The organism is Pseudoalteromonas sp. SG43-8, from assembly GCF_014164245.1.
GTDB classification, from domain to species: Bacteria; Pseudomonadota; Gammaproteobacteria; order Enterobacterales; family Alteromonadaceae; genus Pseudoalteromonas; species Pseudoalteromonas distincta.
In genome coordinates this window covers 112,911-139,157 of sequence record NZ_JACJEX010000004.1, presented here as the reverse complement: position 1 = coordinate 139,157, position 26,247 = coordinate 112,911, and the positions used below count along the sequence as shown (strand labels likewise).

Genomic DNA, 26,247 nt, shown 5'->3' with positions numbered 1-26,247 from the left:
CGAGCTTTCGCTCGGCTATAATGTGGTTTGGATTAAAGGCCTACCTTAACCCAACCTGCTGTCCAGTCTGTTTGTGCATCCATTGCACCAATGTAATCTACTGAATCAAAGTAACTATCTAGGCTTGAAGAATCAAAACCATTACCTAACAGTAATGACTCAGCCGAAGGCATATATCCGTTATCTGCTAAACCAAGGTCTGTGGCTGCTTGTACAGAGTTACCTGTTTGACCTAAGAACCAAGACTCAACATTACCAGTACCAATAGCTTGTGTACCAAAGTTATTTGCCGTTTCACATGCAACAACTGAGTGAGTAACAGTTAATGTACCATCCTCTGCGCGAGGAGCTGAATCTGAACCTACACGTAAACAATTTGAATAATCTGCCCCGCCTGTCACAACCACGTTTTTAAGCATACCCGCAGTGCCTGCACGTAGACGTATACCGTTAACCCCAACATTACCAATAATAGTAACATTAGAAATTGTAGGCATTGTGAGTGGCGTTGCACTTGAATCAAACTCAGAGTTATCCGCCTCAATTGCATTATCACCTGTTGAGTCGGCTTGCTTGATAAGTACGTATTGCGCTTTACCCGTCCAACCAAATGACCAATCTAGTGAGTCATCACCAATATTAGTTAAAACCAGGTGACTGATGTTTGCAGTACCACCGAAAAATTCTACACCATCGTCCAGATTTTCATGAACGTGAATGTAATCAAGCTCTGTTTGACTACCAACACCAGCAAGCGTAATGCCGTTTAACTCATCTCCGTTACCAAGCGTTTTACCTGCTTGTTTAACTGCCACGTATTTTAAAGTACCTGAGTTATCTTCTGGGTCATTACCACCAAATTGGCCAGCGTCACCTTCAGCAGACACACCACAGTTTGCAAGTTCATCAGCGGTAGCTTCGCCTTCTTGATCGCCACACGAGTTAGCCGGTGCATTACCTAAAAGTACTAAACCGCCCCATTGACCAATAGTCGTTTCGCCACCAGTAACATCTTCAATAGACGTCATAGTAATTGGCTGAGTTGCACTGCCCACAGCCTCTATTTTAGAACCACGACGAACAACTAAAAAGTCATCACCCGACTCGCCAATAAGCGTAGTACCAAATTGAATATATAAAGTCGTTTCATCAGCGCGGTCATTACCTACGGCTGTACGGCCTTTTAGAATCCAATGGGCATCGTTAGTTAATGTTACGTCTGAAGTGAATACAACATCAGAAGTTAACTGATAAACTGGCTTGTCTGTGATTTCAGGAAAGCTCGCTGATACATCAGTAGCAAAACCCTGCTCTAAGGCATTTTGAATATCATCAGGAAAACTTGGCGTTATAGCAACTGTCCAACCATCCATCCAGTTATTATCGCCATCAAACGCACCAATATAATCTGTTTTAGTAAAGAACGAATCAAGGTCTGACGAATCAACACCCGAACCTAATAATGGTGAGCTAGATTTAGGTGTAAAGCCATCGGTTGCTAAACTAAGGGCAGCAGCTGTCAGCGTTTGGTTACCTGTTTGGCCTTCGAACCAAGATTGAACGTTACCACCACCAATTGCTTCACTACCAAAGTTATTATCATCACTACATGCCACTACTGAGTTTTCAATAGAAAGCTCTCCAGATTCTGCATTTGCTACAGAGTCAGAACCCACACGTAAACAGTTTGAGTAACCTTCAGGCCCTGTAATTACTACATTACGTAGAACGCCCGCTGTACCTGCACGTAAACGAACACCGTTAGTACCATCAGCACCCACAATTGTTACGTTAGAAATTAGTGGCTTTGTTAAAGGTGTAGCATTTGAATCAAATTCTGAGTTATCCGCTTCAATAGCGTTATCACCACCAACAGCACTTTGTTGAATATAAATATTTTGCGCACGACCAGTCCAACCAAACGACCAATCAAATGCATCATCACCAATGTCAGTAAGTACTATGTTACGAACATTTACAGTACCACCAAAAAACTCAACGCCATCATCAAGGTTTTGATGAACTTGGATATATTCTACTTTTGTTGCAGAGCCTACACCCGCAAACGAAATACCATTAAGCTCATCGCCGTTACCAAGAGTTTTACCTGCGTGCTTAACGACAATATAACGAAGAACACCTGAGTTATCATCGCTAATATCGCCACCAAACTGACCAGCGTCACCTTCTGCAGATACACCACAGCTAGCTAATTCTTCAGCAGTCGTTTCACCAGTTTGATCGCCACACGAGTTAGCAGGAGCATTACCTAAAAGTACTAAACCGCCCCATTGACCAATTGTTGTTTCAGCGCCTGTTACATCTTCAATAGATGTCATTGTAATAGGTGCAGTTGCATTACCATTTGCGTTAATTTGCGAACCACGACGAACAACTAAAAAGTCATCACCTGATTCACCAATTAATGTCGTGCCGGCTTGAACATAAAGTGTTGTAGCGTCTGCACGGTCATTACCTACTGCAGTACGGCCATTTAAAATCCAATGTGCGTCATTTGTAAGTGTTACATCCGCTGTAAACGTTGTATCTTCAGCTAAGCGATATACTGGCTTATCTGTAATTTCTGGAAATTCGCTAGATACGTCTGAGGCTAAACCTTGTGATAGCGCATTATCAATATCAGTAGGAAAGCCGCCATTGATACCAACAGTCCAACCTTCCATCCAATTAGTTGAGCCATCAAATGCACCAATTTGAGTATTTGCAATAAGTGGCGAGCCAGCAAGTGGTGTATAACCGTTGTCATCTAGCATTAAATCAGCTGGGGTAAGTGTTTGGTTAGCGTCTTGGCCTTCAAACCAAGATTGTACATCGCCACCGTTAATAACTTCGCTGCCAAAGTTATTCGCTGCAGTTTGACAAGCAACAATAGAGTTTGTAATCGTAAGTGTGCCATCCTCAGCACGAGGTACTGAATCTGAACCTACACGTAAACAGTTTTCATAAGTAGCTGGGCCCGTTACAAATACATTTTTAAGAACCCCAGCAGTACCCGCACGTAAACGAATGCCGTTATTGCCCTCAGCACCCACAATTGTAACGTTTGAAATAGTAGGTAAAGTTAATGGTGTTGCACTTGAATCAAATTCAGAGTTATCAGCTTCGATAGCGTTATCGCCTACGTTAGCCGCTTGTTGAATGTAAACATTAGTAGCCGAACCCGTCCAACCAAAAGACCAATCTAGCGAATCGTCACCAATATTTGTAAGTACAACATTGCTTACATTAACTGTGCCACCAAAGAACTCAATACCATCATCAAGATTTTCATGTACTTGAATATAATCAACCGTAGTTGCAGAGCCAACACCGGCAAACGTAATACCATTTAACTCATCACCATTACCTAACGTTTTACCGGCTTGCTTAACAAGTACATACTTTAAAGTACCTGAATTATCATCACTGATATCGCCACCAAACTGACCTGCATCACCTTCAGCCGACACACCACAATTAGCAAGTTCATCAGCTGTTGCTTCACCTTCTTGGTCGCCGCAAGAATTTGCTGGCGCGTTACCTAATAATACTAAACCGCCCCACTGACCAATCGTTGTTTCTTGAGCTGTAACATCTTGAATTGAGGTCATTGTAATGGGCTGACTTACAGTCCCTACCGATTCAATTTGTGAACCGCGACGAACAACTAGGAAGTCATCTCCTGTTTCGCCAATAATCGTTGTACCTTGCTGAATATAAAGCTTGGCATTATCTGCGCGATCATTACCAACCGCAGTACGGCCATTTAAGATCCAGTGTGCGTCGTTCGTTAATGATACATCAGTAGTGAACACAGTATCTGCAGCTAAGCGATAAACGGGCTTATCTGTAATAGATGTAAACTCACTAGAAACATCAGTTGCTAAACCTTGAGTTAGTGCATTATCAATATCAGTAGGAAAGCCAGTGGTAGCATTTTGTGAATCATCACGTGATGACGTTTCACCACTTGTATCGTCACCGCCTTCAATAACGTTGGTTACTGTATCACCTTCATTAATAGTTGTGTCGCCTTCAGATACTACTAAGTCTCCACCACAACCAGCTAAAGATACTGCAGTTGCAATCAAACTTACTTTGAATAAGTCAGATAATTTCATTGTTCACTCCGTTAAAGTATTTAATTATTTTTTAGGTGCTCAAATAAACTCAAGTCACCATAAAACACTTAAATAATGCTTTAAGGTCACTTGAGTTTAGCTGCGGTTACAATACGGGAGACTTATGACAAAGTAGTTACAGTTTAATAACCATAAGATGACAAAAGTAACTTATTTAAAATCAAACAATTGGATGCTTTTAGAGACGATAAAAACCGCCCTAAGGCGGTTTTAGTATTGCGATTATGAACTGGTTTTACACGCGTTACTTGTTAATTAGTAAAGCGCTTTGAAATTTACAGTAAAGCTGTTCTAAGTGTTTCTGCATGCACTTTTTCGCGCTTTACATATTTGATCCACTGCTGTGCTAAACGCTGAGATTTTTTATGTTTTTCTGCCTGCTCAAACGCTAAAATTGATGCATCAAAATTTTGCATGTTGTACTGCGCCATACCCAGTGCAACAAATGCATTTGATTCAAAATCAAGACCACCTTTATCAAGTGCTTTACGCGCTGCATCGGCGGCTTCTTCATATTGCTCTGTATTTACAAATACTTCGGCTAAACGTTGATCGTATTTACCGTGCTCAGATAAATCAGCAGCTTTTGCAAAGTAGGTAAGAGATTTTTCATCTTCTTTAGCTTGGATCATCGCCTCGGCAACAAAAGCGTAGTTTTTTGCTGTTTTTTCAGCAATATCTTTATCAATGGCATCGCTCATCACTTTTGCAGCTTTAAACGCTAAACCATTGTATAAATACACTTGCGCTAACTGGCGTAAATCAGATTTAGAGGTTAAAAATCCTTGCTGGTAAGCGGCTTCAATTACCGCTAACTGTTGTTTTTCCCTACCTGTTTCACCATACATACCCGATAACTGCACCCAATACTCAGGCTTATTATAAAGCTTTACCATGCGCTCAAGCACTTCAACAACTTTGTCAGTTTGATTAAGCGAGTAATACATTGCACGCTGTAGTACTAACCAGTTTTCCTTAGGGATTTTGCCTTCGCTGTCGCTTAAAGCAATCACTTGAGATATGTACTCAAGCCCTTTTTTATAGTCTTTTAACTGATAATATGTTTGAGCCCTTAACAAGTAGTAGCCTTCTGTTTTAGGCTGGGTGTTAATACTGTCCCAGTCATCTAAAAAAGAGATAACTTTAGTGTAATCACTATTAGCCATAGCCAATTGAGCCAAGCTAAATGTAGTGCTTAAACGAAGTGACTCAGGAATGGCTTCCTCAGCTACCACTTTTTCAAACGAGGCAATCGCTTTTGGTAAGTCGTTTTCGTTGTAATAAATAAACCCGTAAAAGTTATGCATCATTGCCACTTCGTACGAGTTCATGCTTGCAGCTCGCTCTTGAATGCTATCAAGCGCTTCAAGTCCACCTTTAACATCACCATCGTCAGCAAGTTTTTGCGCACGAGCAAGCTGGCTATAAACCTTTTCACGCAGTGCTGGTACACGTTTCGTTTTTTGTTCTTGCTCTGCATATGCCGTAGCTACATGTAGCCCTGGAATTAGGCTTAGAGCACTTGGTGCAACAATACTTGTACTGATCGCAGCGGTACAAAATAGTGTTAACTTTAAAAGTTTAGCTGTAGGTAGTAATTTCATAATCGCCTCGCATTTCTGTCCGTTTACTCGTGGTTAATTACTAAATTAACCGCTAATTTGGAAAGATATTTTGTTCTGAACACCCGCAACTTCAACGGCTTCACCGTTTACTACGCGCGGTTTATATTTAAATTTAAGGGCTGCATCCATCGCAGCTCTATCAAAAAGTGACTCAGGCTCTGCTTTTACTACTTGTGGGTCGCGTACAGTGCCTTGTTTAGTTACTGTAAACTCAACAATAACGTAGCCTTCTATGCCACGTGATAACGCACGGCGCGGATAAACAGGGGCCACCTTTACAATCGGTAAGTATTCACCATCACTTGTTTCAAGTGCTAACCCGCCGGCTAAATTTACATCCGCATCTACATTGGCACCAAAGTCAAAGTTGTTAGCATTTGCTGTAGCATCACTATTTTGCATTTGCGGTGATTCCATTGGTGGTGGCGGCTCTTTTGGTGTTGGTGGCTTTTGTGGCTTACGCTCTTTTTTTTGTACGGTTTCTTCTTTTTTCAAGCGAACAAAATCAAGTACGTTACCCTTTACCGGATCCGTCATAGCGCCTTCACCGCCAGTGATCAGTGCCTGCATGCCTAAAAACAACATAAAGGTCACTACACCGGCTATCACTAATGCAACTAAATATCGCAACATAACTAGCCCTTAAGACGCATCTTGTGCGGCAATTGATACATCAAATGCGCCCGCCGCGCGCGAGGCATCCATCACCTTAATCAACATTTCGGTAGTGGCTTTTTTATCCGCTTGAATCACAACGCTACCTTGTGGATTTTCTGCTTTTAAACGCTCGATATTGGCTTGTACTGCGCGTACATCAATTTGACGTTTATTAATCCAAATCTCGCCTGTATCAGAAATAGCCACTAAAATATTAGCACGCTCTTTTTTAACAGCTGTTGCGGCTTCTGGGCGGTTTACATCAATACCAGCTTCTTTAACAAAAGAGGCAGTTACAATAAAGAAAATAAGCATGATAAATACAACGTCTAACATTGGGGTCATGTTTATTTCTTCAGCTTCGTCTTCTTGAAATAGGTTTCCTAACGGGGCTCTCATTTTTATTCTCCTAGGATGAGCGGCTTTATAAGAGCCGCTTATCAAAATTTTGCTTAATGGTCTAAAACCATGCTGTCTTGTAGTAGTTCTACTTCGCGCTTAGCTTTTCGTTGTAAGTACGTTGAGGCAAATACCCCAGATAACGCACCTACCATACCTGCCATTGTCGGGATAGTTGCTTTAGATACCCCTGATGCCATTGAGCGGGCACTACCTGTGCCGGTAATTGCCATTACATCAAACACTTCTATCATGCCCGTCACAGTGCCTAACAAACCAAGTAGCGGGCACAAAGCAACCATCACGTTAATCAAAGAAAGATTGGTGTTTAAGCGCATACCAGCTCGCGATATCATCGCTTCGCGTATTTGCTCTGCATTCCAGCTATCTCGTTCTGCACGGTTAATCCAAGTGGCTTTAAGAGCGTGTTTATAGCTTCTAAAACCATTAAAAAAGTAAATAAATCGCTCGAGTATCAATAACCACATCGCGAAGATTAACACCCCGATGACCAAGAGAACTTGGCCACCGGTGTCGAGAAAATCACGGATAGCATTGATTGAGTCAATCAATAGCACCATGGTTTATGCTCCTTTCTCGCTTCGCTCTGCAATAATACCGGCGCTCTGCTCTTGGATAGTTAACAAGATATTTTTAGCGCGCGTATTAAGTAAGGTGTATAAAAATACCGTTGGTATGGCGACCACTAAGCCCAATACCGTTGTTACAAGTGCTTGAGAAATACCACCCGCCATTAATTTAGGATCCCCAGTACCAAATAAGGTGATTGCTTGGAATGTATTAATCATGCCGGTTACTGTACCTAATAAACCTAACAGCGGTGCAACAACAGAGATGATTTTGATAAGTGTTAAATTACGCGTCACTTTTGGCATTTCACGTAAAATAGCTTCACTTAGTTTAAGCTCCAGTGTGTCGTGTGAAACACTTGGAAATTGATCTTTTACTTTCATTACGCGTCCAAGCGGATTGTCATCACGTGCAACTGTATCTTTAAGCTGGCGACGAATTTTACCGCCCATAATCAATAGTGAGAAAAAACGCTCAAGTGATATAAGAAGTGCAATAACACCTACGCCTAAAATCACATAACCCACTGTGCCACCTTGGTGAACACGCTCTTGGGTATCCGGTGCTTGTACTAATAAACCAAGTATAGAGCCACCTGTTGGGTCAAGTGCAAATTGCACCACGCCACTTTTAGTGCTTTGTAGCTCTTCTGCTGTTGCAGTAAAGCGCGATACAGGTTGGCGAGTTAATTCACTCAAAGAATTAGTCGAGGAATTAAACTCTAAATACTTGCCGTTTGATACGAGGTTAAATGCGCCCACTCGCACAACTTCTTGCTGTGCTTTAGTACCGCCTTCAACAATAACACTTGCGTTAAAACGACTTACTTTACCTTGCTCGGTCATTTCGCGTTGTAATTCAAACCATACTTTTTCAATATCTTCTATTGAAGCAAGTTTTGAAGTTGAGCCCATCTTTTGAGCAAGGTCATCCATAAACGTACTGCGCCCAGCAATCTGAGCAGATACTATTGATGTCGCAAACTTATTACTAGAATCCCCTGCAACTTGTTGAAGAACGCCAAACAACTCTTTAAGCGAACCCATGCGTTTAGAAAGCGTGTCTGTTAAGTTAGCAAGTTTTACTTCGTTTTCTTCAAATTGCGTTTCTAGACGTTCAGATTCCACCAGCATTTGATTGCGCTTTGCTTGGGTATTTTTAAGCATTTGTACTTGCTCGTTTTGGCGAGCCGCAAACTCTTGTTCACGTTGTTTATTTTGCTCGCTTTGAGCTGATTTACCATTTTCGAGCGTTTTAAGTAATGAATCTAAGTTCATTGGCTCTGCCGCTATACTTGCACCAGTAATGCTTAGGCTTGCAGCAAAAAGAGCTATTTTTGTCATTTGAGTAAACAATTTCATTTTCAACCTCTTATTCTGCTGCATGTACTGGCAGAGTTAACATATCTGGGGCAAGTTGTTTACGCGCAATGCGTAAACCTTTATTAATTTGGCTTATTGTAGAGTCTGGTAATGCTTCAAATGATTTTGTGTCTGCATTCCAACTACCTGCTTTTTTGCCATCGCGTGTTAAGTAAATAAGCTCTAAACGGCCAATGCGTAAAAAATCAACTTCACGCTCTTTGTCATCCACATTTAAAAGTGCGGTATAAGCTTCAATAGTGCGCCCGTAGTCAACTTCTACTTGATACGCTTCAAGTACACGGCGGAATTTTTCACTTGAGTTAATATCAGCACGATTCATCATTTCTTTTAAAGACGTAACGCGCTTTGTGCGCTCATCAGCTAAAAATGGAATATCCAAAGATACAAACTGCTCAAGACCTTCAATCATTCTAAGCATTAGCGGCGTAATTTGACGTTCAATAATAGAAACCTGATCCATTGACAGGTTTAAAGATTCCATCTCTTCTATTTGATTATTTAATTGTTTAGTTAGCTGGGCGTTGTATACAGCTAAACCATCAATCTCTTTATTGAGGGTTTGAAATTGCTGTAAACGTCCTTGCATTGAATCTGCAATCTTGTCTATTTTTGTTTGTGATTGCGCAGCTGATTTATTAATTTCACTGCTTTTATCAATAACCTTATCTAAATCGTTTGCGTGTACTGCTGCACTTGCGGCCACAATACCAGCTAAGATTAATGGTTTAACGCCTTTCATCGCATACACCTTTACTCGTTAGTTAGCGGATTTGCTAGTTTGTTTTTTTAGGTCATAAACTTTGTTATATAAATAATTTATGACTTAATAATTCAATGAGCAGGAGTTTATAGATGAAACATGACAAGGATGTTGCGCAAAAAAGTCGCTTTTATGACAATGGTAACAATTAAGACTTACGAGGAGGTTTTAACGCGAATAAGGGTACTTGCTGGCCAAATACCCCAATTAAGTAGATGCAAGAAGGTGGTTAATCCAAAATTGAAATAATTTGATTAAGGGAATAGTGCCAATCGGTATAATTAATTTCTATAGGGTAAGCTTTATTATCTTTAATAAGCACTAGTGAGGGAAAACCTTGAATTGGTAAAGTGCGAACAAAGGATAACTCCGCTTTGAGCTCCTCATTAAGCTCGCTTGACGCTAGCTGCTCCGAAAACTCATCTTTAATTAAGCCAATTTTTTCAGCCAAACTAATTAATGTACTTTCATCAGACGGGTTTTTTGCATTTAGGTAATAAGCGTGTTGGATAGCAGCCACCATTTGAGCTTCTTTACCCGCTTTACGCGCTATAAGTGCAGCTCTGCATGCGGGATACGTTGAACGCCTTGGCTGGCAATTACGCCAAAAATCATAATTAAATTGCGTACCTAACTGCGCTGAAATTTTATGCCAAGTTCCCTCAAGCATCTCTTTCATATTTTGTGGCATTGGGTCTTGGCTATCGGGTGCTAGGCCACCTACTTTATATTCTATTACCACTTTACCAGCAAGCTCTGATTTTAGCTTAAGCCAGGTTGGTGAGTAACCCCAACACCAACTACACATTGGGTCATGAACATATATTAACTTACTTTGAGACATATTAATCCTTCAACTAGTTTGAGACGACTCTATTGCGACCTGAAGCCTTTGCACTATAAAGAGCTTCATCAGCTTGCTTTAATGAATCATCATAATCAGTTACTTTATTTACTTGGGAAATACCAATGCTACAGGTGATTGAAATACGCTGCTTGTCATCAGTAAATATAACATGCCCGGCCACGGCTTCTCGAAATTTGTTCGCAATTACAGAGGCAGCAGAGGCAGTGAGCTGCGGTAAAATAACAACAAATTCCTCACCGCCATAACGAGCCTTTAACGCAGTTGCCAAAAATTGAGACTCAAGAAGTTTGGTAAATTCTATCAATACCGTATCACCGAAATCGTGGCCATGCGTATCGTTTAAAGATTTAAAATTATCTAAATCAATTAACAAAATTGAAAAAGGTAAGTACTGCTCTGGGCGTGTTTGAGCAAGCTTTAAAAAATGAGAGGTAATAAAACGCCTATTTGCTATGCCAGTAAGGGGGTCAGTATAAGCATCTTGTTTTTGCTCTAGCGTAATATCGGCAATAGCCATGTGGCTTTTATGCCTAAAATACTCACCAATAAATGAGAATAAAAACACCATAGAAAAGGACGCTATAAAACGTGTTTTTTCTACGTTGCCATAGCTAACTTGACCAAAGTCAGGGCCGTATAAAATAACAATACAAGAAAACAGTAAGGTACAGCCTAACCAAGCACCTAATCTAACCCCTAAAGATGCAAACGTTACGACAGGATAAAACATTAGCCAATATAGCGCGGTATTATCTTTACCGCCGGTATAAACAAGTGCAACAAACATCATGCACACAATGCTCACACTTATTAATGCCACAACTTGCAGGTTACCCGTTTTTATAAAGTAGATAGAACAGCTTATATTTGTAATGTTAACGATAATTAATGAAGCGGTTAGTAGTGGCGAATAAAGCTTATAATTAAAAAACACTAATACTGCGATCAACACAATTGAAATCCCAATCATGGTAAATAAAGAAAACGCTTTGCGTTGCATGTCTGAGCTATAAACACTGTCGATATTTATTAGACTGAGCCAATTTGGTTTATTCACATTTTTTTTAGTCATTAATTTTATACTTTAAACTTTTGAACCATATTTTCTAAAGCACTAAACTGTTGTTTTAGTTTGGTACATTCGTCAAGTGTGTCATTTAAGTTGGCCTTGCCTTGTATACAAAGCGAATTAATTGTTTGAATATCTGTATCTAATAACTTAACAACTTGGTTTTGCTCATCTGTTGCAGTGGCCACAGAGTGATTTGCATCGTTAATTTGTTGAATCGCTTGTATAACATGGCTCATTAAATTGCCAACAGCATCGGCTTGTTGCACGCTTTTTTCACTGCCTTCAAGGCTTGTTTTCATAAGCTCTACAGCAAGGTTTGAGCCTTTTTGCAACTGACTAACCGTGTCTTCAATCTCTTGCGTTGACTGTTGAGTGCGGTGCGCTAATTGGCGAACTTCATCTGCTACAACGGCAAAACCGCGTCCCGCCTCTCCTGCTCTAGCGGCCTCAATTGCGGCATTAAGTGCCAATAAATTAGTCTGCTCGCTTACACCTTTAATAACTTCAAGCACTTGGCCAATACTGGCTGTATGTGAATTTAAACTGTTTATAGTTTGCTGAGCTTTTTCCATATTACCCGAGAGCTGGTGGATAGTTGCAACACTGTGGCTTAATGCTTCTTGGTTTTGTGTTGAATGTTCATCTGCATTTTTAGCAAGCTGCGATGCACTCTCTGCATTACTTGAGATATCCATTGATGTAGCTGAAAACTGGTTGATAGCCGCTGCAACACTATCGGTTCGTTTACTTTGATCATCATACATAGACAGCGAAGAATGTGTTTGTGATACCAAGCTCTCAATAGCTGTATCTAATTGCTTTGTAGACTCTTTTACTTGCTCTATTGAATGCTGAATTTTTTCGATGAAAATATTAAATGAATAGCTTAAATCGCCAAATTCATCGTCGTTTTCAACGGTTAAACGCCTTGTTAAATCGCCCTCACCTTGTGCTATATCTTTAATAGCATCGTTTAAACGATTCATTGGCTGCATTAAATAGCGTAATAAAAGCTGCATCATAATTATAATAGTGATAATTCCTATCACCATAAAAACAGCTGCGGTTTGGCCAAAATTAGAGACACTGGCATACGCTTTATCTTTGTCTATAACAACACCTAGGTACCAATCTACGTTTTCAATACCACTAATTTTTGTAAACGAAATAAGCTTAGACTCTCCGTTTATCTCGTACTGGGTAAACTCACTTTGTAAAGGCGTATTAGTGCCAAAGATGTCTGATGTATTTTTTAAGTTTAACTGAGCATTTGGATGGCTTAACACTTGGCCTTTGCTGTCGAGTAAAAAACCATAACCGAGTCCTAAAAAGTCAATATCGTTGATAATTTTTGTCACGGTCTGCATATCAATATCGGCACCTGCAACGCCGCTAAATTGGCCATTTTGGAGTATGGGTACTACCGCTGAAATTGTAAGCTCGTTAGTGGTTACATCAATATAAGGAGTTGTAAAAGCGGTATTTGATTTGTTTTCGACTAATTTATACCAAGGGCGAGAAGTCGCATCAAAATCTGCAGGTAAAACGACTGATTGATCGTTTAATATAAACGTGCCGCTGGATTTACCTATATACGTATTTTTAAAGCTTCCAGCAAGCTCTGCTGTATTTAATTGTGAAAGGGTGAGTGCTTTAGAATCATTAGCTTTATGGGTTTTAGCAATTGATATAACAATCGCCAACTTTGCATTTAACCAACTCGCTATATTTTGTGAAACAGATTCGGAATTTTGTTGCAATACCAAACTTAACTGCTGCTCGGTTTGCTTGCGCATCGCAATGTAGTTATTAAAAGTAAATAACCCTAGCACCAAAACCAAAATTAAGGAGGCTGCAATAGTCACTTTGGAAGTAAATTTCAACGAGTTAAGCATATACATCCTTTTTATTATTTATCGTTATTAGCCTTACTGTTTTAGCAAAAATTTAGCTAAATGTCCTAGTAAAAGAGACTTACAGTTAGGTTATTGATGAAAAATAAGAATAAAGGATTGTAAAAAAAATAGGCTTTGGTGGGTAACTGGCTAATATTAAATAATTAATGACTAGATTTATAGCCTGTGGAACGTTCCCATTAAAAATAGCTTTATAAGTGACTGAATACGTATTCAGTCACTCTTGTATAGTCTGTTATTTCCACTTATTTGCTAAGCGAACAACATTTAAACCGTACCATGCAATAAATACATAACATAACATTGGAACAAAAAAGCTTTGCTGTATATTTACTGTATCAGCTATAAACCCTTGTAGTAATGGTACAAGTGCACCACCAACAATTGCTAAACATAACCAGCCAGAACCTTTGCTCGTCAATGATCCTAGTCGCTCGATTGCAACTGAAAATATAGTCGGGAACATAATTGAGTTAAATAAACCAATTGCCAATACTGAGTATAAAGCGACGTCACCTTGAGTAAAAATAGTGATCAATAATAGCGCAATAATACTAAATGCATTAAACGCTATAGCTTTAGAAGGTGCTATCTTTTGTAATAATACAGAGCCTATAAAACGCCCTACCATTGCCCCGCCCCAGTAATAACTAATAAGTGCGGCCGCAGTATGCTCTTCAAGCCCTGCTATGTGCGCCTCACCAAAGTAGTTAACTAAAAAGCTGCCAATGGCAACTTCCCCGCCTACGTAGCAAAATATAGCAAGTACACCCATAGTTAAGTGCGGTGCTTGCATTAACGAACGAGATTCAATTGCTGTATTATTTTCCTCTTTGTGGGCTTCAATTTCTGGAAGCTTTATAAAGGCAAATACAATAGCGATAAGTAATAAAGCGCCAGCAAGCATTAAATAAGGCACTTTTACAGATTCAGCAGTTGCTGCAGATGCAGCTAAACTACCTGCCGTACCGAAAAATAATAAACCACCAACATAAGGCCCAACGGTAGTACCAAGCGCATTAAGTGCTTGTGCTAAATTTAGACGAGAAGAAGCTGTTTTTTCGCTGCCAAGAGCAGCAACATAAGGGTTAGCAGAAACCTGAAGTACTGTTACGCCTGCAGCAAGTACAAATAAAGCGCCTAAAAATAGCCAATATTCATGTACTACAACAGCAGGGTAAAACAACATACACCCCATTGAAGCCACAATTAAACCAGTTAAAATCCCTTTTTTGTAACCAAATTGCTTAACTAAAAGCCCCGCAGGAATAGAAACAATAAAGTAAGCCCCAAAAAAGCAAAACTGTACTAGCATCGCTTCAAAAAAGCTCAAATCAAATACGCCTTTTAAGCGTGGTATTAGTACATCGTTTAAAACAGTAATAAAGCCCCATAAAAAAAATAGGGTAGTCATTGCAGTCAGTGGAAACAGATAATTTTTATTTGGCTGTTCGTTGACCGCGAATGATTGGTTTGTATTTATTTCACTCACGTCGTTTTCACTCCATTAACAAGTTGAAAACGATTTTACATGTTTAAATATAAATTAGTCAGCGCACTTATAGAACGTTCCAATAGGGTTGTTCGCATTGCGTGTTGGTCGCCCTAATAATTCGGTCTATTTCGCCACTGTTATTAAACTGATAAAGCCCTTCGTTTATATCCTCTAATACTAAAAGCCAATTATGCGCACGCTTACTAATGGCAAAATATAAAGAGTTATATTGCAAAGGAATGCTTTCTTGCTCAATGGAAGAAAGCAAAGACTGTTTTTCAGGTTTAGTTAAAGAGGAGTAAGCCACAGATGATTTCAATGCTTGAGGATCGCCTATAACCAAATCAACACGTTTAGCAGTCAGTAGCTTAACAAGCTGTAAATCATCAACAGAGGTGATAACTTCAAACTCGCCATTGTCCATCATAGCATCAAACTCTGGCGTATTTTGATACCCTCTAACAACACCAATCTTAAGCCCTTTGAGCGAGTTCAAGTTTCCTGTGAAATGGTCTGTATCGCCTTTCCTTTTTAAAAAAGCAATTTCGCCACCTTTAAACGAATTAGATAAGCCGAGTAATTCTCGACGTGTTTTACCATCAACATAATCGGAGGGGGCTGTATCTTCTATAAAGTATTCAGGCATTAGTATGTCAGCCCTGCCTAGTTCTACATTTCGTACAGCTCTTGCCCAAGGCAAAAATTCAATATATACGCTGTAGCCCTTACTATTTAACAAGGCAATTGAAAATTGATAAACCCAGCCTTTATTACATACATTATTACCAATATAGGGAGGCCAATCGAGTGTGGCTAGATGAAGTGTTTGTTTGGAGTTCTTAGCTTCATAGAGCACCCCTGATTTATGGGAATGCCCAGTTAAGGTGTGTTGAGTATCATTTTGAAAATACTCAACCGATGTTTCAGCAAAACTATTACTAGTTGTTAGCAATAATATAAAATAAAACCAGCGCATTTTAGTATCTATTTGTGATTAATAGTGTTTTTAAGTTTAGCTACTACTATCACTTTTGCACAAATAAACCTTAACTAATCAGCTTTTTTGCCACCTCATTTTATTGTTTGTATCACGAGAGCTAATAATAGTATCGTCACTACTCTCAACGCCGCCTAATTTAGCTAAGCGGTCATACAAAACTACATTACAGGTTGCCGCTAAATTCATACAGCCAATAGTTGGAATATATACCACTTCATCACACCACTTTAAGACGTCTTTTGATACAGAGCCATCTTCGGGGCCAAATACATAAAATGCATTTTCAGGATGTTTAAACTCAGGTAAAGGTGTTGCACCTTCAATAAGCTCAATAACCACAACCGTTGCGCCTTGTGGCTTTATTGCTTCTAAATTATCTGTTTCGGTTAAAGGAATACGTTCCACTACATTTTTTGTATCTGTATGGAATTTTTTGGCATTTAAGTAGCGATTGCCTGTAAAAAAAACTTGTTTAGCGTCATAACAGCCAGCTGCTCGCAATACACCGCCAACATTTGTCGGGCTTTTAGGATTGATTAAACCAATTACGGCTTGTTGTTTACTCATTAATCTACGTCCTTTGTTGGCCATTCTGCAATGTACAAATCAAAGTCGTCGAGCTTTACATCGCAATCTTTTACTGTTTTGTCTTTTACAGAAATACCTAGCTCATGCATCTTTGTTTTATCACCATTATTTAATAACGGATGCCAAGAAGCCAAACCACGACCTTCATGTAAACGACGGTAACTGCAGCTTTGTGGCATAAAAAAGATGTCTTTAAGGTTTTCTTTTGTGAGTTTTACACAAGAAGGAACAAGCGTTTGGCGGTTTTCATATTCGCTACAACCACAGGTGTTGTTATCGAGATACTGACATACAATATTAGTAAATATTAATTGCTCACCTTCGCGTAACTGATCGGTGGCGGTAAATTCGTCTTCATCTTCGCTATCAATAAACGTATTTAAACAACATTTTCCGCATCCATCACAAATGGCTTCCCATTCGTTTTGACTCATGTCGCTTAAGCTTTTTTTAAGCCAAAATTGTGTATTTGCTAATTGTTGATCAAACATAGTTTTCTCGTGCCCCCTAAAGAGCGCGCATTCTACCGTATTGCTGTAAATGGCGCAAAGCCAATACCCTTTCAAAGTACTGGCTTTGCGCTACAAATTAGCTTTGAGATTTAACCCAACGCTTAATTTTTTCCTCAAGGATTGGCATTGGTAATGCGCCATCAATTAATATTTGCGTGTGAAACGCTTTAATATCAAATTTATCACCGAGTTGTTTTTTAGAAAAATCACGTAATTCTTGAATTTTAAATTGCCCTAACTTGTAAGAAAGCGCTTGTCCTGGCCATGCAATATATCGCTCAACCTCTGCAATTACATCACTCTTGGCCATAGATGAATTTGCAAGCATGTAATCTATACCTTGTTGACGCGTCCACCCTTTTGCATGAAAACCAGTATCAAGCACTAAACGCATTGCGCGTAATTGCTCATCCGATAAACGTCCATACCACATATAAGGGTCGGTAAATAAGCCTAGCTCTTTGCCTAAGCTTTCTGCGTATAGCGCCCAACCTTCTGCGAACACGGTATAACCACCAAATTTACGAAAATCAGGTAAGCCCTCTATTTCTTGCTGAAGTGCTATTTGAAAGTGATGACCCGGGGCTGCTTCGTGAATCGATAAAGTTTCGAGTAAAAATTTAGGCTGCGCTTTTAAGTTATAAGCATTGATATAAAAAATACCAGGGCGAGAGCCATCAGGCGCCGGAGATGCATAAGATGCACCTGCTGCCGACTGCGCTCTGTAGGCTTCAACTGCTTTTACAACGTAAGGTGCTTTGGGTGCTATGTTAAAAAGTAGAGGTAAACGCGCATCTATTTTTTTCTTAACGTTTTCATATGCCGCAATTAACTCCTCGGGCGTGTCGTAGTAAAATTCATCTGAATCACGTAAATGATCAAAAAATTCAGATAGCTCACCTTTAAAGCCTACGGTTTCTTTTACTTTTTTCATTTCGCTTAAAATACGCGACACTTCACTTAAACCAATGTCATGAATTTCGTCTGCAGATAAGCTAAGCGTTGTGTTTTTCTTAATTTGGTATTCGTACCATACTTTACCGTTTGGTAAGTCACTGTAACCTACGCTTTCTCGACTATTAGGAATATACTGATTAGCTAAAAAGTCACTCATGCTTTTATAAGCCGGTACTAAGTGCTGCATAATCAATTGACGATACTGCGCTGTAATTTTTTGCTTTTGCTGTGCGCTAAACGATTCTGGTAATTTTCTAATTGGACCCCAAAATAGTGAATCTTCGGCATTTTTAACTACATGAGCTGCAAATTGTGGCTGTAATTTTTCAGCAAGTGGCTTTGGTAACGTAATACCTAGTTTAATGCCTTGCGCCATTGAACGCTCTACACTTGCAAGCCACTTTACAAAACCTTCGCTACGCGAGATAAAAGCCGTGTAATCTTCAACGGTATTAAACGGCTGAGCACTTTGACCTGAACCAAAACCTGCAAAGGTGTTATGCGCACCCGCCATTTGATTTATTGGTAATAAATAATCAGGAAACTGCATGCCTTCTAATTTAAGTGCAAGGTCGCGCTCTAATATTTCAAAGCTTAAAAGCGATTGCCCTGTTAACTGTGCTTTATCTATAAAGTTTAATCGCTGTTGATATTTTTTATAAAAAGCGGCTTTTTTAGCTCTATTTTCTTTTGAAATCTCAGGCGTAAATTGATCGTTAAACTCGTTACGACCATTGTACGTTGCGCTGATGGGGCTATATGTGAGCGATTCATCGTAATACTGTACAACAAGTACATCGAGTTGTTGCTCTGCTGAAAGCTCTGAAACAATACCTGCTGATGCGTTAACTGTGTTTGACTGTGTACTGGTATTAGTGTGTGTACTAAGCTCAGTATTCATACAGCCACTTAAAGCAAACATAACGCCACTGGCAACTAATGCTAATTTAATTGATTTCATGTTAATCCTTTTTAATATCGTTTTTTAATTATGCGCATTAAAGCGTGCTTAATAAAGAAATTACGATAGATTGCATTCATCGTATTAAATTTGCACTTTTATCTGAACTTGTTACATTTCTATTAATTAAATTATGATTTAAAAGAAAAATAAAATGAAAAAACAACTACTCAGCACCTCTATTGCCTTACTTTGCTTAACCGCTTTTAATACCCATGCAGTTACATACCTATCAGCTAAAGCCATGGTTGATGTTAAAGATGGCAAGCTCATTAAATCCCCCTTAATTACTATTGATGATGGCGTAATTACAAACATTGAACAAAATAAAAAACCAACGCTGTCTAAAGGTGATAAACATATTCAACTCCCTGATTTAACCCTTATGCCAGGTTTAATGGATATGCATGTGCATTTAACGAGCGACCCTACGGTTCCGCGCAGTGAACGTTTAGGCCAGTCAGTTCCTAGAATGGCGATTAAAGCGGCTCATTTTGCTAAAAAAACCTTAGAAGCCGGATTTACAACAGTACGTAATGTTGGCGCAGAAGGTTACAGCGTCATAGCCGTGCGTGACGGCATAAATGCAGGTGACATAGTTGGCCCTCGTATTTGGGCTGCAGGGCCATCACTCGGAATTACTGGCGGGCACTGTGATAACAACCGCCTACCTCCTGAACTTAAATATACTTCAAGTGGCGTCGCAGACGGTCCATGGGCTGCGCGTATAAAAGTACGCGAAAACATTAAATACGGGGCAAACGCTATTAAGTTTTGCGCCACAGGTGGAGTATTTTCAAAAGGGACTAAAGTAGGTGCACAGCAGTATTCTTTTGAAGAAATGAAAGCCATTGTTGATGAAGCCCATATGCGAGATTTACCAGTAGCTGCCCATGCACACGGCACAAGCGGGATTAAAACGGCCATTAAAGCAGGTGTTGATAGCGTAGAGCACGCCAGCTTTTTAGATGACGAAGCGATAGCACTTGCCAAAGAGCATGGTACTTGGCTTTCTATGGATATTTATAATACCGAATATACGCTCACTTATGGCGAGCAAAACGGCGTAGACGAAGAAAACCTAAATAAAGAGCGCCAAGTTTCTAAAAGGCAACGTGATAGCTTTAGCCGTGCCGTAAAAGCGGGTGTTAAAATGGTGTTCGGTACCGATGCAGCAATTTACCCGCACGGAGATAATGCAAAACAGTTTAGCCGCATGGTTGAATTTGGCATGACAGAACTACAAGCCATTCAAGCATCAACTATTAATAGCGCTAAGTTATTAAAAATGGATACTCAGTTAGGACAAATTAAAACCGGATTTGCAGCTGATATAATTGCGGTTAAAGCAAATCCTCTTAAAAGTATTAAAACCTTAGAGGCAGTACCTTTTGTAATGAAAGCAGGTGTTGTTTATAAAAACCAACTGTAAATACACGCTATTAAGGCTGAGTTTACTCAGCCTTAATAAAACTCTCACCCATATTGAATATGCCATAAAAGGTTCACCGCCCCCCTATTAGACTCGCTTTTGTCTATTAATTATCCGAACAGTTTTATTTAATCAAATTAAACGAACTTTCTATTCACTTTAAAAACAATAACCATTATCATTCGCGCAAATTCAATAACGCGAATAGTTATCACTCTATGAAAACGTTTAAGTACTCTCTTATTACTCTTGCTTGTTTAAATGCAAATATGGCATTTGCCCAAAATACACAAGTTGATGCTGATATTGAACGCATCAGCGTATACGAAAAGCAAAACCGCGTGGTGATGAGCTCTGGTCTTGCTACTAAATCAGACATGTCTTTAATGGAAACTCCTGCACCGATAGTAATTATTGACCGAGAACTGATTGAATCTCAAGGTGTGGATAGCTTACAAGATTTAGTTAGAAACGTAAGTGGCTTAACACAAGCAGGTAATAATTACGGTATTGGTGATAACTTAGTAATTCGTGGTTTAGATGCAAACTACACCTACGATGGTATGTACGGTGGTGCAGGCCTAGGTAATACATTTAACCCAACTCGTTCACTTACAAATGTTGAATCTGTTGAGGTTTTAAAAGGCCCAGCAACAGGTTTATATGGCATTGGTAGTGCAGGTGGCGTAATTAACCTAATTGAAAAAAAACCCGAGTTTGAAGAAAAACACAAAGTTGCGGCTGAGCTTGGCCAGTGGGATAGCTATTCATTATCGTTTGATAGCACTAACGCTATAACAGATGATTTAGCTTATCGTGTAATGGCTAAAACAGCGTCAAGTGACGGCTTTCGCGATTTAAAAGAAGATCGCGACGAAATTTATACCTCGCTTAAATACGTGCTAAACGACAGACAAAACATCATGCTTTCTGCAGCCTATATAAAAGATGAAATAGCGGTTGATTCTATTGGTCACCCTATTCGTATTTACAACGCAGAAACGGCAAACGGTTTAAGCGCAGGTGAAGTAACCGGTGCCGATTTAGTAAACGATCCGACAGGAAGCGGCGTACAGTTAAGTGATGCACAACGCGACCAACTTGCTAATTCATTATCAGCATCTGATGGCTTAACACCTTATAGCTTTGGCACAAATGGTATTATTTCACCAATGGCTGATGCCAACGAAGGTGAAGAGCTGCGTTTTAAATTAACGCATAACTACTACATTACTGACGATTTGTTTTTAAACCAGCAGCTACAGTACCGCAACTACACATCTAGTTTTGCACGCCAAACAGGTGCATATAACTACGTCTATTCAACGCGCAGTGGAATTATCAATAACGACCCCCGAGCTCCATTAGTTGAAGACGGTGTACTTTACCCATATGCAGCACGCCGCCAAGAATACCGCCAAGTAGAAGCAGATGAAAAATCGTGGCAATACTTTTTAGATTTACGTTATGACTTTATGTTAGGCGACGTAGATAACGAATTGCTTGTTAACGCCAACTACGAAGATAGAGATATTCGTTTTAAACAATTCTCAATATGGGATCAAGATTACGTACTCACAAACAATGATGGTGATGTAACGTACCAAGGTTCTTTACCGTATATTTACGATATAAGAGAACCAAATTGGCCATCTGGCAGCTTTGATGACTTCGATCCACTTAAAACCAGCGACTACAATAAAAAAGTACAAGCATGGGGCTTAGGTATTCAACATGTAGGCTACATAACTGAAGAACTTACAACGCGTATTGGTGTAGCATATAACCGAATTGAGCAAACTTATGAGCACTTTGGTGTTGATGAGCGTTACAGTTCTAGCCGTGCAGAGCCAACACCTGAAGCGAGTACATCAGATTCTGGCTTAACGTATAACCTGGGTGCGACGTATCAGCCATCTGAAGATTTATCTGTATTTGTAAATCATTCAAAAGGGCGTACAGCGTATAGTGTATTAGGCTCTGTGGCAGGTAATGAAGCTGACCGAGAAGATTCAGAGTCTATAAGTAACGACCTAGGCTTTAGATTTAAAGCATTTGATGACCAACTACTCGCATCTGTTGTTATATTTGAAAGCTCTCGTACTAATTTAGAATACGCAAACCCGCTTTATGACGCTTTAACATCAAGCTCAGATGTACCTGAAAGCTATTATGATGGTAAAGAACAAACAAAAGGTGTTGAGCTTGATTTAAATGCTTACTTGAACGATAAATGGAAAGTAAACGTAAACGGTATTTATCAAGATGCACGTGACAAAAGTAATCCTAATAGCAGCAGTTACGATACACGCCAAAAAGGTGTGCCTTACGTAACAGCAAGTACGTGGGTAACCTACTACGCAGATATGTTTAACTTACCTGAAGCTGTAAATATAAGTGGTGGTATTACATTTGTAGATAACAGAAGTACTAATTCAAGTTCGTTTTCGATTCCTGATGGTTATGTACCAAGTTATACGACTTACGATACAGCTGTATCGTATACAACTGATAAATGGCATATGCAGTTAAACTTAAATAACTTGTTCAACAAGAAGTATTATTCAAAAGCAATGTTTTTAGGTGGTATGCCAGGCGAAGAGCGTAATGCAAAACTAAGTTTTAGTTACACACTTTAATTGGTTAACCTGAACTCTGGATAATAAATCTATCTCAAGCAGCTATTTTCAGCGCTCAGGTTAGTTAAATACTTAAAAAGCACGGTTTTCTAACTTAGAAGCCGTGCTTTTTTGCGTTTTATAAACGCTTAATCTAAATTAAATAGTAACGACTATGCGACCGTTAATTTCACCTTTGAGCATATCATCAAAAATCTCATTAATGTCCTCTAAGCGTTTTTCTTCAATAATCGCTTTTACTTTACCTTGCGCTGCAAATTCCAAGCATTCTTGCAAATCTTTACGTGTACCAACAATAGAGCCCACTACTGACACGCCATTAAGCACAGTATCAAAAATAGGAAGTGGCATATCCTCTGGAGGTAATCCCACTAATACGCATTTACCGCCACGGCGTACACTTTTAAAGGCTTGTTCAAACCCCGCTTTAGACACCGCAGTACACACAACACCATGCGCGCCACCTACTTGTTCAAAAATAGCTTCGCTTGGAACCACCTCTTTAAAATCGAGGGTGATATCTGCGCCTAGCTCTTTAGCAAGCGCGAGTTTTTCTTTACCTGTATCAACAGCTATTACATTAAAACCCATTGCTTTAGCGTACTGTACTGCTAAATGACCAAGCCCGCCCACACCAACAATAGCAACCCACTGCCCTGGTTTAGCACCGGATACTTTTAATGCTTTATAGGTTGTAACACCTGCACAAAATAATGGAGCAGCCTCAGAAAAACCGAGTTCTTCTGGTATTTTTACAACGTAGTCGCCATGCGCTAAACAATATTCTGCATAACTACCGTCAATAGAATAGCCAGTATTGTGCTGCGATAAACACAGTGTTTCTTTACCATCTAGGCAAAACTCACAGTGCCCACATGCACTATAGAGCCAAGGAATACCGACTCTATCGCCAACTTCTAAGTGCTTAATGTTGCTTCCGACTTTTTCGATAACACCGACACCTTCGTGCCCTGGTACTAATGGCATTTTTGGTTTTACTGGCCAATCCCCATGACAGGCATGTAAATCGGTATGGCAAACGCCACAGGCCGCTATTTTTACTAAAACATCATTTATTCCCACCTCAGGAATTGGTAAGTCTGTTATTTCTAATTTACCTTTGTATTGAGTATTAATTGCAGCTTTCATAGTCATTCCATCGTATGTGAAAAAATTAAAAATAAGATTTTATTTACGTATTGTTGTGTACAACATATCCCAATATAGATGTATAAATATTAATCTAAATCATATTTTAGTCATTTAAATTAACTTATAAGCCTGCTAAGAACTTGCTATCCATAATGAGCGTGCTAGCATTTACTTTCTGAAATTACTGAAAGTTACTAAGCTATGAGTTTATCCGAAAAGAATTTTGCCTTTGTAATGCATTGTGGTGAGATGGGCAGCCGCTGGGGATTCAATCGTACGATCGGACAAATGTGTGGCTTGCTGATTATTACTAAAAACCCAATGACAGCTAATGAGATTGCAGATGCGCTTAGTATTTCTCGCGGTAATGTAAGTATGGGCATTAAAGAGCTGCAATCGTGGCAGCTAATTAAAGTACAGCATATTCCTGGCGATCGTAAAGAGTACTACGCCCCTGCTGGCGATATATGGGATATGGCAAATCGCGTATTTGAAGAACGTAAAAAGCGCGAAATTGAGCCCACCTTAACGCTACTACGCGATAACTTATTAGACGAAGCCAGTAACGACGATGAACTTTACGCACAAAAACAAATGGGTGAGATTCACAACCTACTTGAAACAGTCACTAAATGGTCATCAGAACTACAGCGTTTAACGCCAGAGCAACTTAATAAGCTAATGAAGCTAGGTTCTGGAATTGGTAAAGTTATTGACCTAAAAGAAAAGATATTCAAAAAAGAATAAAGCCGCAATTGCGGCTTTATTTATAGGTATATTTTAAAAATTAGATTTTTGGATAACCAATTCTATCCGACAAGTAACCTACACTAGTAGCAAAGTAATACGAGCGATTCCAATGCATAAACACTTTGTAGTTATCGTACGCTAAGTACATACGGCCATTTATATCATCAGGCATAACCAGCGCAGCAAGTACGTCTACATTAGGTAAATCAGAACCATCAGCTTTACGAACACCCAGTGCTTGCCAATCAGCTAATGAGCGCTCTGAGTCGTTCCAATATTCTAACCACTGCTTGCGAGTTTTGGTACCACGCACTAAAACGTATTTACTATCAAAGTTTTCAGGTAACTGAACTTGGCGACCCCACGTAAGAGAGTCGTTCCAGCCTTCTTGCTTTAGATAATTAGCAATTGAGGCAAAAGCATCTTCTTTTGTAGTCCAAATATCTTTACGACCATCGTTGTTGTAATCAACCGCGTAAGCATTAAAAGAGGTAGGCATAAATTGCGTTTGCCCCATTGCGCCTGCCCAAGAGCCTTTAAATTTATCAAGCGTTATGTGGCCCGACTTTAAAATATCCAGTGCAGCCCAAAGTTGGCGCTTATAAAGTGCTTCACGGCGTCCATCAAAAGCAAGTGTCACTAATGATGAAATAACGTTATGACCGCCTTGAATTGTACCAAAGTTACTTTCAAGCCCCCAAAGCGCGACTATAAAGCGTGCTTGTACGCCAAACTCTTTCGCTACTTTTTCAAGTACCTCTTTGTTTTCTGCGTAAAGCTTACGTGCGCGGTCAATTTTCCATTGTGGTACACGTTTTGGTAAATACGTTTCAAGGGTTTCTTTTACTTCTGGCTGGTTTTTGTCAGCCGAAACCACTTTTTCTTTATACGTTGCTGTTGCAAACGCATCGTCAATAAGTTTGGCTTCGTAACCTTTTGCGATAGCTTCTTGCTTTAAATTCGCTAAATAATCTTGAAATTCAGCCTGAGTTTTTGCCATAACAGGTGAGCTTAAACATACACCACATAATATAACGATAAGTTTTTTAATCACTATCAACTCCATTGTCTTTTCGTAATTGGCTTAGCAAATTTATCTCAGGTGGTGGAATTTGTAAGTAGTAGCCTTTATCAGGATTTGATAACGCTGCTTTTACAGTTTCTAAATCTGCCCCACCTAAATGCTCACGTTTTGCTAAATTGATGATCATCAAATAAACAGGTTGACCAAACATGGTCATCAAAGGTTCCGGAACTTTACTAAAATCATCTCTTTTTTCAACAAATAAGAACGTATCCGCTTTTTTCTTACTTTTATATACTGCAGTGAGCATTATGGCCCTATA

General features: G+C 39.5%; 21 protein-coding genes. 3 read left to right on the top strand and 18 right to left on the bottom strand.

The genetic code is table 11. The annotated features are described in order from the left end of the window. Positions 1–32: 32 nt before the first annotated feature. From H5122_RS10090 to H5122_RS10020, 15 genes are all read right to left on the bottom strand, one after another. Positions 33–4,121 (bottom strand): hypothetical protein, encoded by a 4,089-nt coding sequence (locus tag H5122_RS10090; protein WP_182681940.1) that lies wholly within the window; start codon positions 4,119–4,121, stop codon positions 33–35. 296 nt (positions 4,122–4,417) lie between these two features. Next, positions 4,418–5,746, bottom strand: coding sequence for a lipopolysaccharide assembly protein LapB (locus H5122_RS10085; protein ID WP_182681941.1), 1,329 nt, complete (start codon positions 5,744–5,746; stop codon positions 4,418–4,420). Between the two features lie 45 nt (positions 5,747–5,791). Further along, positions 5,792–6,397: an energy transducer TonB gene (locus H5122_RS10080; RefSeq protein ID WP_024597386.1), complete on the bottom strand. Its 606-nt coding sequence runs from the start codon at positions 6,395–6,397 to the stop codon at positions 5,792–5,794. 12 nt (positions 6,398–6,409) lie between these two features. Then, on the bottom strand, positions 6,410–6,823 hold the full coding sequence (locus H5122_RS10075; protein ID WP_004334764.1) for a biopolymer transporter ExbD: 414 nt from the start codon (positions 6,821–6,823) through the stop codon (positions 6,410–6,412). Positions 6,824–6,876: 53 nt separating this feature from the next. Further along, a complete protein-coding gene (locus tag H5122_RS10070; protein WP_182672359.1) occupies positions 6,877–7,404 on the bottom strand; it encodes a MotA/TolQ/ExbB proton channel family protein in 528 nt (175 codons plus the stop codon). A gap of 3 nt (positions 7,405–7,407) precedes the next feature. Further along, positions 7,408–8,775 (bottom strand): MotA/TolQ/ExbB proton channel family protein, encoded by a 1,368-nt coding sequence (locus H5122_RS10065; protein ID WP_182681942.1) that lies wholly within the window; start codon positions 8,773–8,775, stop codon positions 7,408–7,410. A 10-nt stretch (positions 8,776–8,785) separates the two neighbouring features. Next, on the bottom strand, positions 8,786–9,538 hold the full coding sequence (locus tag H5122_RS10060; RefSeq protein ID WP_182681943.1) for a DUF3450 domain-containing protein: 753 nt from the start codon (positions 9,536–9,538) through the stop codon (positions 8,786–8,788). 250 nt (positions 9,539–9,788) lie between these two features. Then, a complete protein-coding gene (locus H5122_RS10055; RefSeq protein ID WP_182681944.1) occupies positions 9,789–10,403 on the bottom strand; it encodes a DsbA family protein in 615 nt (204 codons plus the stop codon). Positions 10,404–10,416: 13 nt separating this feature from the next. Beyond that, positions 10,417–11,499: a GGDEF domain-containing protein gene (locus H5122_RS10050; RefSeq protein WP_182674677.1), complete on the bottom strand. Its 1,083-nt coding sequence runs from the start codon at positions 11,497–11,499 to the stop codon at positions 10,417–10,419. 5 nt (positions 11,500–11,504) lie between these two features. After that, complete coding sequence (locus tag H5122_RS10045; RefSeq protein ID WP_182674679.1) at positions 11,505–13,394, bottom strand: methyl-accepting chemotaxis protein; 1,890 nt, start codon at positions 13,392–13,394, stop codon at positions 11,505–11,507. Between the two features lie 256 nt (positions 13,395–13,650). Next, positions 13,651–14,907, bottom strand: coding sequence for a sugar MFS transporter (locus tag H5122_RS10040; protein WP_165723870.1), 1,257 nt, complete (start codon positions 14,905–14,907; stop codon positions 13,651–13,653). 67 nt (positions 14,908–14,974) lie between these two features. Continuing rightward, the gene (locus H5122_RS10035) at positions 14,975–15,886 is read right to left on the bottom strand and encodes an ABC transporter substrate-binding protein (RefSeq protein ID WP_182681945.1); all 912 of its coding nucleotides are present in this window, start codon (positions 15,884–15,886) and stop codon (positions 14,975–14,977) included. A gap of 78 nt (positions 15,887–15,964) precedes the next feature. Continuing rightward, complete coding sequence (locus H5122_RS10030) at positions 15,965–16,477, bottom strand: RNA methyltransferase (RefSeq protein ID WP_024595017.1); 513 nt, start codon at positions 16,475–16,477, stop codon at positions 15,965–15,967. Continuing rightward, complete coding sequence (locus H5122_RS10025; protein WP_004334734.1) at positions 16,477–16,989, bottom strand: YcgN family cysteine cluster protein; 513 nt, start codon at positions 16,987–16,989, stop codon at positions 16,477–16,479. Before H5122_RS10025 ends, H5122_RS10030 begins: the two co-directional genes overlap by 1 nt. 97 nt (positions 16,990–17,086) lie before the next feature. Continuing rightward, on the bottom strand, positions 17,087–18,928 hold the full coding sequence (locus H5122_RS10020; protein WP_182681946.1) for a DUF885 family protein: 1,842 nt from the start codon (positions 18,926–18,928) through the stop codon (positions 17,087–17,089). 154 nt (positions 18,929–19,082) lie between these two features. Here H5122_RS10020 and H5122_RS10015 point away from each other — a divergent pair, with 154 nt between their 5' ends. Next, positions 19,083–20,360 (top strand): amidohydrolase family protein, encoded by a 1,278-nt coding sequence (locus H5122_RS10015; RefSeq protein ID WP_182681947.1) that lies wholly within the window; start codon positions 19,083–19,085, stop codon positions 20,358–20,360. Between the two features lie 218 nt (positions 20,361–20,578). Beyond that, on the top strand, positions 20,579–22,999 hold the full coding sequence (locus tag H5122_RS10010) for a TonB-dependent siderophore receptor (protein ID WP_182681948.1): 2,421 nt from the start codon (positions 20,579–20,581) through the stop codon (positions 22,997–22,999). A gap of 138 nt (positions 23,000–23,137) precedes the next feature. Here H5122_RS10010 and adhP read toward each other — a convergent pair whose 3' ends face one another. Further along, a complete protein-coding gene (gene adhP / locus H5122_RS10005) occupies positions 23,138–24,148 on the bottom strand; it encodes an alcohol dehydrogenase AdhP (RefSeq protein ID WP_182681949.1) in 1,011 nt (336 codons plus the stop codon). 204 nt (positions 24,149–24,352) lie between these two features. Between adhP and H5122_RS10000 the strand changes: the two genes are divergently transcribed. Then, positions 24,353–24,898 carry a GbsR/MarR family transcriptional regulator gene (locus H5122_RS10000; protein ID WP_024596846.1) on the top strand — a complete coding sequence of 182 codons (546 nt, stop codon included), beginning with the start codon at positions 24,353–24,355 and terminating at the stop codon, positions 24,896–24,898. A gap of 40 nt (positions 24,899–24,938) precedes the next feature. Here the strand turns inward: H5122_RS10000 and H5122_RS09995 are convergent, their stop codons facing one another. After that, a complete protein-coding gene (locus H5122_RS09995; protein WP_182681950.1) occupies positions 24,939–25,955 on the bottom strand; it encodes a lytic transglycosylase domain-containing protein in 1,017 nt (338 codons plus the stop codon). Further along, positions 25,948–26,235, bottom strand: a complete 288-nt coding sequence (locus H5122_RS09990; RefSeq protein WP_182681951.1) for a YcgL domain-containing protein — start codon at positions 26,233–26,235, stop codon at positions 25,948–25,950. The genes H5122_RS09995 and H5122_RS09990 overlap by 8 nt, the downstream gene beginning before the upstream one ends. Between the last annotated feature and the right edge of the window lie 12 nt (positions 26,236–26,247).

Bases quoted from the DNA above. Each gene is read 5' to 3' on its own strand.
- H5122_RS10020 (WP_182681946.1), bottom strand. From the start codon at position 18,928: ATGAAATCAATTAAATTAGCATTAGTTGCCAGTGGCGTTATGTTTGCT.
- adhP (WP_182681949.1), bottom strand. From the start codon at position 24,148: ATGAAAGCTGCAATTAATACTCAATACAAAGGTAAATTAGAAATAACA.
- H5122_RS10085 (WP_182681941.1), bottom strand. From the start codon at position 5,746: ATGAAATTACTACCTACAGCTAAACTTTTAAAGTTAACACTATTTTGT.
- H5122_RS10050 (WP_182674677.1), bottom strand. From the start codon at position 11,499: ATGACTAAAAAAAATGTGAATAAACCAAATTGGCTCAGTCTAATAAAT.
- H5122_RS10090 (WP_182681940.1), bottom strand. From the start codon at position 4,121: ATGAAATTATCTGACTTATTCAAAGTAAGTTTGATTGCAACTGCAGTA.
- H5122_RS10030 (WP_024595017.1), bottom strand. From the start codon at position 16,477: ATGAGTAAACAACAAGCCGTAATTGGTTTAATCAATCCTAAAAGCCCG.
- H5122_RS10010 (WP_182681948.1), top strand. From the start codon at position 20,579: ATGAAAACGTTTAAGTACTCTCTTATTACTCTTGCTTGTTTAAATGCA.
- H5122_RS10015 (WP_182681947.1), top strand. From the start codon at position 19,083: ATGAAAAAACAACTACTCAGCACCTCTATTGCCTTACTTTGCTTAACC.
- H5122_RS10000 (WP_024596846.1), top strand. From the start codon at position 24,353: ATGAGTTTATCCGAAAAGAATTTTGCCTTTGTAATGCATTGTGGTGAG.
- H5122_RS10045 (WP_182674679.1), bottom strand. From the start codon at position 13,394: ATGCTTAACTCGTTGAAATTTACTTCCAAAGTGACTATTGCAGCCTCC.
- H5122_RS10055 (WP_182681944.1), bottom strand. From the start codon at position 10,403: ATGTCTCAAAGTAAGTTAATATATGTTCATGACCCAATGTGTAGTTGG.
- H5122_RS10060 (WP_182681943.1), bottom strand. From the start codon at position 9,538: ATGAAAGGCGTTAAACCATTAATCTTAGCTGGTATTGTGGCCGCAAGT.
- H5122_RS10070 (WP_182672359.1), bottom strand. From the start codon at position 7,404: ATGGTGCTATTGATTGACTCAATCAATGCTATCCGTGATTTTCTCGAC.
- H5122_RS10075 (WP_004334764.1), bottom strand. From the start codon at position 6,823: ATGAGAGCCCCGTTAGGAAACCTATTTCAAGAAGACGAAGCTGAAGAA.
- H5122_RS10025 (WP_004334734.1), bottom strand. From the start codon at position 16,989: ATGTTTGATCAACAATTAGCAAATACACAATTTTGGCTTAAAAAAAGC.
- H5122_RS10065 (WP_182681942.1), bottom strand. From the start codon at position 8,775: ATGAAATTGTTTACTCAAATGACAAAAATAGCTCTTTTTGCTGCAAGC.
- H5122_RS10035 (WP_182681945.1), bottom strand. From the start codon at position 15,886: ATGCGCTGGTTTTATTTTATATTATTGCTAACAACTAGTAATAGTTTT.
- H5122_RS09990 (WP_182681951.1), bottom strand. From the start codon at position 26,235: ATGCTCACTGCAGTATATAAAAGTAAGAAAAAAGCGGATACGTTCTTA.